Here is a 13,072-nt window from a genome sequence, read left to right as displayed (position 1 = left end):
TGATCAGAGTGCCAGCGAGAAGGAGGCAAACCAGCTGCGGCCCGGCAATACGTAGTAGGAACCCACGTTGTTGCTTACCGAGTTGATGACCAGGTTTTGCTTGTTGAACAGGTTGTCCACCTGCAGGCGCACCTTGTAGCTCTTGAACGCGGCGCCGCTGAGGTTCTGGCCGTAGCCGATGCTCATGCCGGTCTGCCAGAAGCCACCGGTGCCCACGGTCGAGGTCACGGTGGAGGCGAAGTCGGGGTCGAAGCTCGAGTTATAGGCCTTCTGTGCGCCGGAGAACTTGTCGTACAGCGAGGCGAAGAAGCCGTTGTGCTCGTACATGGCGCCGATGGCCGCCGTGCGGTTGGGCACGTTGGGGATGTCGAGGTCCGAACCCTTGAAGGTGGCGCTCTGCAGCGAACCGTTGACGAACACGCTGGTGCCCCAGCCCAGGAAGTAGGTGGCCTCGCCCTCGATGCCCTTGATGTAGGCGCCGCGCGCCAGGTAGTACACCGGATCGGTGGTGCCGGGGATATTGGTGGAGAAAGCGTAGTTCTTGAAGTTGATGAAATAGACGTCGGCGTCCGCATTGAAGCGGTCGGTCTTGTAGACCGTGCCGAACTGGTAGTTCATGGTCTGCTCGGGGGATGCCTTGTTCTGCGTGGGATCGGGCACGTAGAACTCGTTGAGGTTCGGCGACAGGAAGCCCTGGGCCGCCGTGGCGTAGAGGCTCCAGTCGTCGCGCAGCAGGTAGTTGGCGGTGAGGTAGCCCAGCGTCTTGTGCCAGGTCTGGCTGTAGTACAGCGGCGTCTTGGTGGTCTGGTTGATCGGCGCCTCGATGTCGCGCGTCACGTTTAGGTTCTTCACGCCGGGGGTGATGCTGAGGTTGTCGGTGGCGTACCACTCGTACTCCGCATACAGCTGGCCGGTGTGCAGCTGGTCCTGCATGGTGTACTTGTAGGGTCCGCTGTAAACGCCCTGCGCGTTGAAGCTGCCGTACAGCGGCTGGCCGGGCTTGACGTCGATGGCGCCGCCGCGGGCATAGTCGATGGCGATGCTGCTGCGGTCGTTGTTGGTGTACTCGTACCAGCCGCCGGTGCGGAACTGGCCGTGGTCATCGGTATGGACGAGTTCGAGCGTGTCGCCCCACGCGCGGTAATTGTTGATCTTGATGTAGCCACCCATGTCCGTCTTGGACGTCTTGGTGCCGACGTACGCGCTTTCGTGGCTGGTGTTGTCGTAGGCGTAGGTATAGACCTTGTTGTCCAGCGACCAGCTTTCGGACAGCTGGCTGTGCACGCCGATGTATTCCAGGTCGGTCTGCTTGGTCTGGTAGTTGTAGCAGACGCAGTTGACGCTACTGGGGTCGTTGTTGAGACCGAAGTTGCTGCCGAACTGGGCGATCTGCTGCTTGGTCAGCGAGCTCAGGTTCGGGTTGTTGAAGCGGATGTAGTTGTAGTTGCTGACGAAGGTGAGTTCGGTGCTGCTGCCGATGGGCTGCACATACTTGATGTAGCCGGTCTTGCGCGAGGTATCGCCATTGGTCTTGGCGGTATCGGTGCTCAGGTACTGCGCGCTGGCGATGAACTTGCCGCCATTGAGGTCGTCCAGTCGGCCGGAGTCGATGTCGATGTTGGTCAGGCGCGTGTCGTAGCTGCCCAGGCTTTGGGTGGCGACGAAGCCGAAGGTGTCCAGCGGGTCCTTCGAGCTCAGTGCCACGGTGCCGCCGAAGGTGGCTTCGCCGATGGTGCTGGCGCCACCGGGGCCGCGGTCGATCAGCACCTGGCCGATCATCTTGGCCGGGAAATAGCTGCTGGTGTGGTGGCTGAAGTCGTTGGTGTCGCCGAACGGAATGCCGTCATAGGTGACGTTGTACTGCGCGTCGTTGAAGCCGCGCAGCGTCATCTGCTTGGATTCGCCCAGGCCGGGGCCGGCCGTGCTCACGTTGGTCACGCCGGGCGCGATGGCGGCGATGGTGGCGTAGTCGGCGGTGGGCGCGACGTGGTTGCTGATCCAGTCCAGGCCGATCACCGACTGCGGCTGGGTGATATTGAGATCGGCCTGGCTTGGCGTCTGGGTGAGCGCCGAATTGTTGGTGGTGCCCTGCACCTCGACTTCTTCCAGCTCCTTGGGCGGCTTGGGCGTCTGTTTGGCCGGCGCTGGATCGGCCGTGTTGCTGGTGGCGTTGTCGTCGGCGTGCACCGGGGCGCTCATGCAAAGGCCGGCGAGCATGACCAGGCAGAGCGGGGCAGACCATTGCCGTATACCGCGGACAATGGGGTGCAGGGCAGGGGGCTGGGCGGGCGCGGGCGTGCGGCTGAATCGGCTTTGCATGGTGGCCTACGAAGTGAGTGACGTAAGCCCGTTAGCGTGGGAGAGCCGTTTGACAGTTCTGTTTCGTATGAGTGATGTGGATCGGCGGAACTCTTAGGCTTGTCTTAGGGACGCCTAAGTTGGCGCCGGTCGAGCCGGATGGCTCGCGTCCACCCCGGCTTGCCAACGGGCGGTTATGCTCGCGTGGGAAACCCAGGGAGAGCACCCATGCGTGAGCTGTATCCAGAGATCGAACCTTATCGCACGCATCGGCTTGCCGTGGATGATATCCACGAACTGTACGTGGAAGAGTGCGGCAACCCCGATGGCCTGCCCGTGGTGTTTCTCCACGGTGGCCCGGGCGCGGGGGTATCGCCCTATCATCGGCGCTTCTTCGACCCCGCGCGTTACCGCATCGTGTTGTTCGATCAGCGCGGCGCCGGCCGATCCACGCCGCATGCCGAGTTGCGCAATAACACGACCTGGGATCTGGTGGCCGACATCGAGAAGATCCGCGCGCACTTCGGTATCGCGCACTGGGTAGTGTTCGGCGGCTCGTGGGGTTCGACCCTGGCGCTGGCCTATGCCCAGGCCCATCCCGAGCGGGTGCTGGGCCTGGTGCTGCGTGGCATCTTCCTGGGCCGGCCCGGTGAGCTGCGCTGGTTCAATGAACTCGACGGTGGCGCATCGTGGATATTTCCCGAGCGCTGGGAGCGCTATCTGGAACACATCCCGGTCGAGGAGCGCGGCAACATGGTCGAAGCCTACTGGCGCCGCCTCGACAGCGCGGATGAGGCCGTGCGCCTGGCGGCCGCGCTGGCATGGGGCAGCTGGGAAGGCGGCAGCACCACCTTGCTGCACGACCCCGACGAACCGGGAAACTTCGCCGATCCGCAGGCGGCCATCAGCGTCGCGCGCGCCGAGGCGCACTACTTTCGCCATGCCTTTTTCATGCAGCCCAATCAGCTGCTGCAGCATATCGAGCGCATCCGCGCTATCCCGGCGACCATCGTGCATGGTCGCTACGACATCATCTGCCCGGTGAAAACGGCGCACGATCTGGCGAAGGCGTGGCCCGAGGCGGACTTCCATATCGTGCTGGCGGGCCATAGCGCGGCGGACCCGGCCATCGTCGACGTACTGGTGAAGGCGACGGATGCGTTGGCGGATCGCTATCGTTGAGCGCACCACAGCACGGCTGTTCGATCTGTCGCAAAAAGAATGCGCTAAGCCTGGCCGCGCGCGCTGAGTGGCGAAGAGGGCAGTTTCATGATCATCTGGCCGAATTCGATGGCGGCGGGGGTTTTGCCGCCAGCGCTCCAGACCAGGGTGAACTCCGCATCCGACAGTGATGGCAAGCCATAGCTGCCATCGACGATCCGCATGCCGGGTTCCACGTCATCGCGGGTGATGACGGTGATGGCCAGACCCGCCAGCACCGCCGCGCGGATGCCTTGCTGGCTCTGCGAGGTAAACACGACATGCCACGGAACGGTGGTGCCATCCAGTGCGCCAAGGCCAACCAGGCGATTGATGCAGGGGGCGGGAAAGAACGCGAAGGGCAGCGAATCGCCAGCCGGCAGGTCGAACGATTCGGCGGCTACCCAGACGAACTGCGTGCGCCGCAACGGCGTGCCTTCACCGCTATCCGGGGCCGACATCACCACGGCCAGGTCGAGTTCGCCGGCCTTGATCATCGGGTGCAGGTCGAGATTCATGCCCACGCTTACATCCAGCCGCACGGAAGGGAAGGCCCGCCCGAACTGGCACAGCAGGTTGGCCAGTCGATCGCCCAGGAAATTTTCCAGCACGCCGAAGCGCACCACGCCAGAAATCGGCGAAGGGCGGAAGCGCTGGGTCATGCTGTCGAGCGTGTCGAGGATCTTTTCCGCGTAGTGCAGCAGGTCCTCGCCGTCTTCGGTCAGGGTCAGGCTGCGCGTGGTGCGAAACAACAGCTGCCGGCCGACCTGTTCCTCCAGCCGCCGGATCTGATGGCTGATGGCTGACTGGGTCAGGTTCAGTCGCTGGGCGGCGCGGGTAAAGCCTCCGGCTTCCTTCACGGCGACAAAGGCACGCAGCAGGGCGGGGTCGAAGTCCATGCCGGTAGATTAATGATGGTTGGTAATGGATGCCACAAAATTAAATCATTTCCATCATGACGCTGGTCCGCCCAGAATCAGCGCCACCACCCGAGCGTATCTTTCACTTCCCCTGCGGTCACCGCAGGAGACGGGAGTGTGCGCGCCTCGCTGAGGCCATGCCGCGGGTGGCCTTGCCCACCTCCCCGAAGAGGAACGCCACCGTGTCTGTTTCCCACACAAGCAAAGATGCCGTCGCCGTGGTGGCGATCTGCCTGGCGGCCCTGATGTTCGGCCTGGAAATTTCCAGCGTGCCGGCGATTCTTCCCCACGTGGAAAAAGTGCTGCACGCCGATTTCAGCAGCGTGCAGTGGATCATGAATGCGTACACCATCGCCTGCACCACGGTGCTTATGGCTGCCGGTACCTTGGCCGACCGCTATGGACGCAAGCGGGTGTTGATGATCAGCGTGTTCGCCTTTGGCGTTACCTCGCTGACCTGCGGATGGTCACGCGAAGCCTCGGTGCTGATCGTCAGCCGTTTTCTGCAGGGCATGAGCGGTGGCGCGATGGTGATCTGCCAGATTGCCGCGCTCTCCCATCAGTTTCAGGAAGGGGCGCGGCGCAGTCGTGCTTTCGCCGCCTGGGGCATCATCCTGGGCGTCGGCCTCGGGTTTGGCCCCATCATCGGCAGCGCCATCGCGGCCTGGCTGGACTGGACATGGGTGTTCCTGATCCAGGCGCCGCTGGCGGTGCTGACGATGCTGCTGCTGGCTGGCAGCGTGGACGAGTCGCGCGACCCCGAGGCAAAGCGACTGGACGTCCCCGGTATCGCCACGCTTTCCCTCGCGGTATTCGGGCTCGCGTACTTCATCACGCAAGGCCCCGACCTCGGCTTCACCAGCCCGGCGGCGCTCGCCTGCATGGTCATGGCGGTGCTGAGCTTCCTCGCCTTTGTCTATGTGGAGAAACATCGCGCGCATCCCATGTTCGATTTCTCGGTGTTTCGCATTCGGCAATTTTCAGGCGCGCTGTATGGCTCCATGGGCATGAACTTCAGCTTCTGGCCGTTCATGATCTACCTGCCCATCTACTTCCAGAGCGCGCTTGGCTACGGCGTGGTGGCGTCGGGACTGGCTTCGTTGGCCTATACCTTGCCCACCCTGGTGATACCGCCGCTGGCCGAGCGACTGACCTTGCGCTACCAGCCACGGGTGATCATTCCCGCGGGCCTGTTCACCATCGGTCTCGGCTTTTTCATGATGAAGCTGGGCAGCGTGGCGGAGCACGCCAGCTGGCTGACCCTGTTGCCCGGCTGCGTCATGGCTGGCACGGGCCTGGGCATGACCAACACCCCGGTGACCAACGCCACCACGGGCGCCGTGCCCACTTCCCGCGCCGGCATGGCCTCGGGCATCGACATGAGCGCGCGCTTGATCACGCTCGCCATCAATATCGCGTTGATGGGGTTCCTGTTGTTGCAGGGCATCCTCAGCGAACTCGAACGGATCACCCAGGGGATGGTGCCTGCCTCGCAGCTGCACGCGCTTTCCGCGCGGATTGCCGCTGGCGCGGTGATGTCGACGTCATTGCCACAGGTCTCCGAGGTGGCGGCGCAGGGCGCGCTCGCGCATGGGTTTGGCTGGGTGATGGTTTATGGCGGCATCGGTGCCTGGGTGTTGGCCATGGCCAGCTTCACCACATTCGGACTTAAGGATGCATGCTCGAAAGCGACGACCTGTGATGCACACGAGGCTACCTGCGCCGTTGATCCATGACGACCGCATCGCCGGATGAAAGCCGCCAGGAGTACTCGGAACAGGGCGCATGAATGGAAGCGAATGGCGAAAGCGCGGGGCCTGCCCCACGCGGTGTGACGACCCGGCCAGGTGCGCAGGGAAGCGGGACGGCGAGCCCTGCGCAACCTTGCCCGTCAACCTCGCGATATCGTGGCCGCGAGGAGGCTGCTGGCTATCGGCCGTCGAGCGAGTATTTGCCCGGTCCGGCCAGGCACAGCAGCAGCAGGCCGCCGGCGATGCTTACGTTCTTGTAGAAATTGATCATGGCGCCGATGCGATCCGGATCGGCCATGTTCCAGAACGGATGCCCCAGCAGTGCGGCCGCCAGCGTATACAGCCCCAACAGCAATGACAGTGGCCGGGTATAGAAGCCAAGCACGATGGCCAGGCCCACGAAGAACTCCATGATCACGGCCACCGCAGCGGAGACGGTCGGCAGTGGAACGCCCATCGTGGCCATATAGCCGGCCGTACCGGAGAAGCCCGTCAGCTTGCTCCAGCCGAAGACCACGAACAGGATCATCAGCAACACGCGTGCAACGAGAATCAAGCCATCCCTGCTGCCATCCAGGAGCGTATATCGCATGGTCGTTCTCCCATGAATGTACATGGTGCATGCGGGCATGGCGCCCGCGTCGGCCGCCGCCGCCAGGCGGTGGTTGGGCACACTATATCCCTCTCCATGTTTCCGCAGGTGGCCTCCCGCGATGGTTGTCGGGCCGCGTGGGCGCGGCCTTCAGGCGTCCTCGGGGATGTCGCTCTTGTAGCGGTCGGCAGCGACGTTGTGCGAAAGATTGGGCGCCAGCAGCAGTCGTGCCGCGTTGTAGCGATTCCAGTCCTCGATATCGGGCAGCGAGGGGATGGTCACGGTTTCGCCCAGGTCGTAGCCGGCCAGCGCGGCATCCACCAGCTCGGCCACTTCCATCACCGTGTGCGCGGGAATGGCGTTGAGGTCGTTGCCCCCGCGTGCCCATAGGTCGGTGCGCGTGATGCCGGGAAGCACGGCCTGCACGCGCACGCCGCCATCGCCGACTTCCTTGAGCAACGACAGCGCATAGGTAAGCAGATAACTCTTGCTGGCGGCATAGGCGCCCAGCGATTGCTCAGGCGCCAGCGCGAGCACCGAGGCAAGGTAGACGATGCTGCCGCGACCGCGCGCCAGCAGGCGGGGCAGTATCGCGCTGGTGAGTCGCGAGGGGGCGATCACGTTGAGTTGCAGCATGTTCTCGACGGTGTCGATCGGCGCTGTCGCCACGGCGCCGCCGCCGCTCATGCCCGCATTGTTGACCAGCCAGCCGATGGCATCGTCGTCGCGCAGGCGTTGCTCGACCTGCGCGCGCTCGGCGGGCGAGGTCAGGTCGGCGGCCAGCACGTCGACTTTCACGCCATGCTCACGCCGCAGACGTGCCGCCAGCGATTCGAGCTGAGTCTTGTTGCGGGCGACCAGGACGAGGTCGTGGCCGCGCGCGGCCAGGCGGTCGGCATAGGTCGCGCCGATGCCAGTCGATGCGCCGGTGACGAGTGCCGTATCGAACGGGGCCGTGGAGGACATGATGGACTCCTGCTGGCGGGCATGGACGGATGTCGGCGCCGGAGCGTACCCGTCAAGGGTACGGGATCACCGGCCACACCCTAGCCCTTGGCAAGCGCCGCTGTCACTCCCTGTGGCCTGCGTCTCCCTCCCAACCTCCCCTGCGGGCAGGGGAGGGGCTTCAAGTCACGGCACGCCGCCTTCGCGCACCAGTTCCATCACTTCGTAGCACGCGCCCATGGTGTGGTAGTCGGTCTTGCCGGCGGGGCTCTTTTGGTCGTCGATCTTGCGGTTGTCACGCGTGAGGATGCGATACCACGCGCCGTACTGGTGGTCGATGAAGTGCTGCCATGCGTAGCTCCACAACTTTTCGTACCACCCGTCGTACGCAGCCAGCCCGGTGCGCGCATGCAGCAGGGCCGCGGCGGCGAGCGATTCGGCCTGCACCCAGAAGTACTTGTCGTCGTCGCACACGCTGCCATCCGGTGCGAAGCCGTAGCAGATGCCGCCGTGCTCGTTGTCCCAGGCGCGCGCCAGCGCGGTGTCGAACAGATGCATCGCCGTCGGCGCCAGCCAGTTTTCTTCGCGGCCACGCTCAAGCAGCAACGGCTCCATGATCAGCAGCAGCTTGGCCCACTCGGTCTGGTGGCCCGGCTGGAAACCCCAGGGGCGAAACAGGTGCTTGGGGTCGTCGCGGTGATAATCCCAGTCGATGTTCCAGTTGGCGTCGTAGTGTTCCCACACCAGGCCGCCGGCCTTGGCAGCCTGCACGCGCGTCATGCGCTCGGCCAGGGCCAGGGCGCGTTCCAGGTAGCGCGGTTCGTCGGTAGCCTGGTACGCGGCCAGCATGGCCTCGCACATGTGCATGTTGGCGTTCTGGCCGCGATAGCCGCTGAACTGCCAGTGCTCGTCGGCTTCGTCGCGATAGAGGCCGGCCTCGGCATCCCAGTAGCGCTGTTCCAGCAGGTTCCAGGTTTCATCCATCCATGCGTCGACCTCGGTGATGCCAGCCTTGCGCGCGGTGGCATAGGCAAGCAGCACGAAGGCCACGCCATAGGCGTGATGGGTGCGATCCTCGGGCTTGCCGTCGCGGATGGTCCAGGCGTAGCCGCCGCTGAGCGGGTCGCGATGCACGTCGCGCAGATAGCGCAGGCCATGGCGCGCGGCATCCAGGTAGGCCGGGTCGCCGAACTCGCGCGCGGCCATCGCGTAGTTGAAGACGAAGCGGGTGCTGCTTACCAGGTGGCGATGGCTGCGGTCGTACACCGTGCCGTCGTCCTTGAAGTAGTGGAAGAAGCCGCCGGCCGGATCGATGGCGCGCGGATGGTAGAACGCCATGGTTTGCGCGATATGCGCGCGCAGGAACGTTTCGCTGCGAAAATCGGGGGTGGTCATGCGTAGGTTTCCATGAAGCTGAGCACTTCGGCTTCGTCCGGCATCGCCGAAAACGAGCCCTGGCGGGTGACGGTGAGGGCGCCGCAGGCCGCGGCGAAGCGCAGCACGGCATGCAGGCGCGGCAGTGCGCTCACCAACTGGTCGAGGCGGTCGGGGCCGGCGTCGAGCATGCCAAGCTGGCACAGCAGGCCACCGACGAAGGCATCGCCGGCCGCCGTGGTATCCACCGCGGGTACCGCATACACCGGCAGTTCGCCGTCGGCATCGGGGTGGAACCAGCGCAGCGTGTTGGCGCCGTCGGTCACCACCACCAGGCGCGCATGGCCTTGCCACAGCCGTTCCAGCGTGGCCTCTTCGCCCTCGTCGTCGGCCAGCCAGGCGAATTCCTCGGCACTGAGCTTGACCACGTCGGCCAGCTGCAGCGCCGGCCACAGCAACGGACGCGGCGCGACATCGCGCGGCCACAGGGCGAGGCGCAGGTTGAGGTCGAAACTCACCAGCGCGCCGGCGTCGCGCGCACGGCGCATGCCTTCGCGGGTGGTCTCGGCCAGCGCGGCATCGGTCATGCTGTTGGAGCAGACGTGGAATACCGCCGCGTCGCGAAAGCTCTGCTCATGGAAATGCCCGGGCCGGAACAACAGGTCGGCCGACGGCGGACGGTAGAAGCTGAAACTGCGCTCGCCGTGCGCGTCCAGCGCGACGAAGGCGAGCGCGGTATTGGCCTCGCCGGTACGCGCCACGCCGCGGGTATCGACGCCCGCGCGGCGCAGGCTGTCCAGCAGGAAATCGCCAAATAGATCCTGGCCCAGCATGCCGGCAAACGCGGCGCTGCCGCCCAGCCGCGCCACCGCCACCGCGACATTGGCCGGCGCGCCGCCGGCATACGGGACAAAACTGCGTGGAAAGCCGGACTCGTCGCCGCCCTCGCTGTGGAAATCGATCAGTGCTTCACCGAAGCAGAGGATGGTGCGTGACATCAAACGTTACCGGCAGTGGAGGCGGAAGAGGAGGTGGCGATGTCGCGGATCAGCGAGCCGCGCAGTCCGTAGAACACGATGTAGCCGTAGCACAGCAGCGGCAGCACGAAGGCGTGCTGGATGCCCAGCCGGTCGGCCAGGTTGCCCTGGATCCACGGCAGCAGCGCGCCGCCGACGATGGCCATGATCAGCAGGCTCGATGCCTTGCCGGTCAGCGGACCCATGCGCTCGATGCCCAACGCAAAGATGGTGGGGAACATGATCGAGTTGAACAGGCCGATGGCGATCACGCTGCCCATGGCCACATGGCCCTGCGTGAGCATGGTGGTGAGCACCAGCAGGCCGGCCACGCCCGCGAACAACGCCAGCAGCTTGCGCGGATTGAAGCGCACCAGCAGCGCGGAACCGGCGAGGCGACCTACCATCGCGCCGCCCCAGTACAGCGATACATAGTGCGAGGCCTGCTGCTGGCTCATATGGCCGATCTCGGGCAGCGACAGGTAGTTCACCATGAAGCTGCCGATCGATACCTCGGCGCCCACGTAGAAAAAGATCGCCAGCACGCCGAAGGCCACATGCGGATGGCGCAGCGCGTCGAGCAGCGTGTGGTGCTGCGGGTCCGCCTGCTCGGTGGACTCGGTGAGTGCGGGCAACTTGAACAGGCCCACGCCCACGGCGAGCAACAGCAGCGCGATGCCGAGGCCCAGGTAGGGACGCTGCACCAGCTGGGCCTGCTTCTGTCGATACGCCTGCAGCTGCTGTGCCGTTTCCGGCAGCAGGGCGCGGTGGACGTTGGCGAGCTGCGTGGCCTGCGCGGCGTCGAGCGGCGACGCGGCCAGCTTGTCCAGTGCGCCAGTCAGCCGCTCCGTCGGCAACGCGGCCAGCTGCTGCGGCGATTGCGCCACCAATGTATCGAGCAGCGCGTCGCCCGGGAGCTTGTCCAGCACGTCGGCCAGCTGCGTTGGGTCGAGGCGGGAAACGCTGGCGGCGACGTCGCTGGCGGGCAGGCGATCGAGCGCGGTCGCGGCGGCATCGTTGATGGCGGCCACCAGCGGTGGCGCCGCGGCGTGGCGAATGGCGTCCAGTGCCTGTGCCGGTGCGGCGGTGTTGAGCGTCTGCACCAGCTGCACCGTTGCGGGCGCCTTGCGCACATCGTCCGGTATCGTGGTGGAAACCGAGGAGAGAATCAGCAGGCCGCCGAACAACGGGCCCAGCGTGGTGCCCAGCGAGTTCATCGCCTGCGCCAGCGTGAGCCGGCTGGAACTGGTGCGCTCGGGCCCCAGCAGCGCGACATACGGATTGGCCGCCACCTGCAGCACGGTGATGCCGGTGGCCAGCACGAACAGCGCGCCGAGAAACGCGGCGTACGAATGCAGCAGCGCCGCCGGCCAGAAGCCGAACGCACCGAGTGCGGCGATGGCCAGGCCGGCGATGATGCCTTTCTTGTAGCCCAATGCGGCGACCAGCCGTCCCGCCGGCAGCGACATCAGGAAATACGCGCCGAAGAAGGTGAACTGCACCAGCATCGCGCGGGCGTAGTTCAACTCGAATACCGATTTCAGGTGCGGGATCAGGATGTCATTGAGGACGGTAAGAAATCCCCACATGAAGAAGATCGTGGTGATGACCCCCATCGCCAGCGGGTAGTCGGTGTAGCGCATCTTGCCGGTAGCCGGTGGCGTGGCCGCCGACTGGATGGGTGGGGCTGTGAAGGCCATGCGGATTCCGTGGGTCAGGAGAGTGGACAGCTGCTTTCGCGCACGACCAGTTCCACCGGCGCGATCACGGTGCTCGCCGGCGCCTGCGGATCGCGCAGACGGGCGAGAAGAATTTCGGCGGCTTGCCGCCCGCGCGCGCGCGGTGCCGTGGAAAGCGTGGTCAGCGGCGGCACGCTCATGGCGGCTTCGGCGATGTCGTCGAAGCCGGTGACGGCGAAGTCGCGTCCTGCCTGCAGCCCGCGCTGGTGCAGGCCCAGCACGAGGCCCAGCGCCACCGCGTCGTTGTAGCAGACCGCCGCCGTGGGCACCGCATCGCCCTCGAACAGGGCAGGCGTGGCGCGTGCCGCATCCATGCGCGTGGGCGTGCTCTGCACGCGCCAATGCGGCGCGATGGGCAGCCCTGCCGCCTGCATGGCCTGCGCATAACCGGCATAGCGCTCGCGCGTCGAGCTGGCGTCGTCGTGGCCGCCAAAGAACGCGATGCGTCGATGGCCGCGGGCGATCAGGTGCTCGGTGGCCAGGCGCGTGCCGGGCTGGTTGTCGAGCATCAGGCGATCCCAGTGCGCGTACTGCCTGGCCGGGCCGCCCAGTTCGCGGTTGAACAGCACCACCGGCATGTGCGCGCCCACCGCCGCCAGCACGTCGCGCGCCTCGCTGCCTTCGGCGGGCGACAGGATGATGCCACCCGGTCCATGTTCGATCAGCGAGCCAAGCACCGCCTGCTCGCGCGCGGCCGACTCGCCGGTGCTGCCGAGCAGGGTGACGAAGCCGGCCTTGCCCAGCGCCTCGTCGACGCCCGCGGCGAATTCGGCGAAGAACGGATTAGCCAGTTCGTTGACCACCAGCGCAATGCTCGACGAAGTGCGTCGACGCAGGTTGGCCGCGGCGCGGTTGTAGACATAGCCCTGGCGGCGCAACTCCTCCTCGACTCGCGTTCGCGTGCGCTGGTTCACCAGCGGGCTGCCGCGCAGCACCAGTGAAACGGTGGCGCGCGATACGCCGCAGCCCGCGGCGATGTCGCTGAGCGTGGTCTTGCGGTGAACGGGGGCGGAGCTTTCCGTGGCCATGTCATCAGCTATCCGTCGATTGGAACGATCCAAATGTAACCGAAATCCTGTGCGGGTAAGCCATATTGCAGTGCGGCATGCATCGTCGCGAGAGCCAATGCTACCGTAGGAACTAGATCGATCTAAATCGGGGATTGGCAGCGATTGCGTGATCCTGCTCAGCGGCAGGGAAATGCGAGCGTGCGTCATGCCGCGCTACCGGGCTCGCG

Annotated in this window: 10 protein-coding genes; 2 read left to right on the top strand and 8 right to left on the bottom strand. The window is 65.4% G+C overall.

Translation table 11 applies throughout. The features are described 5' to 3' along the window. Positions 1 to 3: 3 nt before the first annotated feature. Entirely contained in the window at positions 4 to 2,199 is a 2,196-nt protein-coding gene (locus tag MJ606_RS02360; RefSeq protein ID WP_243047807.1) for a TonB-dependent receptor, read from the bottom strand. Positions 2,200 to 2,526: 327 nt separating this feature from the next. On the opposite strand from MJ606_RS02360, the gene pip reads away from it, so the two are divergent. Continuing rightward, entirely contained in the window at positions 2,527 to 3,480 is a 954-nt protein-coding gene (gene pip / locus MJ606_RS02355) for a prolyl aminopeptidase (protein WP_243047806.1), read from the top strand. A gap of 44 nt (positions 3,481 to 3,524) precedes the next feature. Here pip and MJ606_RS02350 read toward each other — a convergent pair whose 3' ends face one another. Continuing rightward, complete coding sequence (locus MJ606_RS02350; protein WP_243047805.1) at positions 3,525 to 4,397, bottom strand: LysR family transcriptional regulator; 873 nt, start codon at positions 4,395 to 4,397, stop codon at positions 3,525 to 3,527. Positions 4,398 to 4,600: 203 nt separating this feature from the next. Between MJ606_RS02350 and MJ606_RS02345 the strand changes: the two genes are divergently transcribed. After that, positions 4,601 to 6,154, top strand: coding sequence for an MFS transporter (locus MJ606_RS02345; RefSeq protein WP_243047804.1), 1,554 nt, complete (start codon positions 4,601 to 4,603; stop codon positions 6,152 to 6,154). Between the two features lie 193 nt (positions 6,155 to 6,347). Here MJ606_RS02345 and MJ606_RS02340 read toward each other — a convergent pair whose 3' ends face one another. The 6 genes from MJ606_RS02340 to MJ606_RS02315 all read right to left on the bottom strand — a co-directional run bounded on the left by MJ606_RS02340 (position 6,348) and on the right by MJ606_RS02315 (position 12,863). Next, on the bottom strand, positions 6,348 to 6,761 hold the full coding sequence (locus tag MJ606_RS02340) for a DoxX family protein (protein ID WP_243047803.1): 414 nt from the start codon (positions 6,759 to 6,761) through the stop codon (positions 6,348 to 6,350). A gap of 150 nt (positions 6,762 to 6,911) precedes the next feature. Beyond that, a complete protein-coding gene (locus MJ606_RS02335; RefSeq protein WP_243047802.1) occupies positions 6,912 to 7,727 on the bottom strand; it encodes an SDR family oxidoreductase in 816 nt (271 codons plus the stop codon). Between the two features lie 165 nt (positions 7,728 to 7,892). Next, positions 7,893 to 9,101 (bottom strand): AGE family epimerase/isomerase, encoded by a 1,209-nt coding sequence (locus tag MJ606_RS02330; RefSeq protein WP_243047801.1) that lies wholly within the window; start codon positions 9,099 to 9,101, stop codon positions 7,893 to 7,895. Next, positions 9,098 to 10,078, bottom strand: coding sequence for a carbohydrate kinase (locus MJ606_RS02325; RefSeq protein ID WP_243047800.1), 981 nt, complete (start codon positions 10,076 to 10,078; stop codon positions 9,098 to 9,100). The genes MJ606_RS02330 and MJ606_RS02325 overlap by 4 nt, the downstream gene beginning before the upstream one ends. Beyond that, positions 10,078 to 11,796, bottom strand: coding sequence for a sugar MFS transporter (locus MJ606_RS02320; protein ID WP_243047799.1), 1,719 nt, complete (start codon positions 11,794 to 11,796; stop codon positions 10,078 to 10,080). Before MJ606_RS02320 ends, MJ606_RS02325 begins: the two co-directional genes overlap by 1 nt. Before the next feature lie 14 nt (positions 11,797 to 11,810). Next, positions 11,811 to 12,863 carry a LacI family DNA-binding transcriptional regulator gene (locus MJ606_RS02315; protein WP_243047798.1) on the bottom strand — a complete coding sequence of 351 codons (1,053 nt, stop codon included), beginning with the start codon at positions 12,861 to 12,863 and terminating at the stop codon, positions 11,811 to 11,813. Positions 12,864 to 13,072: the final 209 nt, after the last annotated feature.

It is taken from the genome of Dyella sp. RRB7 (assembly GCF_022761115.1).
GTDB lineage: Bacteria > Pseudomonadota > Gammaproteobacteria > Xanthomonadales > Rhodanobacteraceae > Dyella.
Note: the sequence above shows the minus strand (reverse complement) of the source record. Positions and strands in the feature narration are given on the sequence as shown.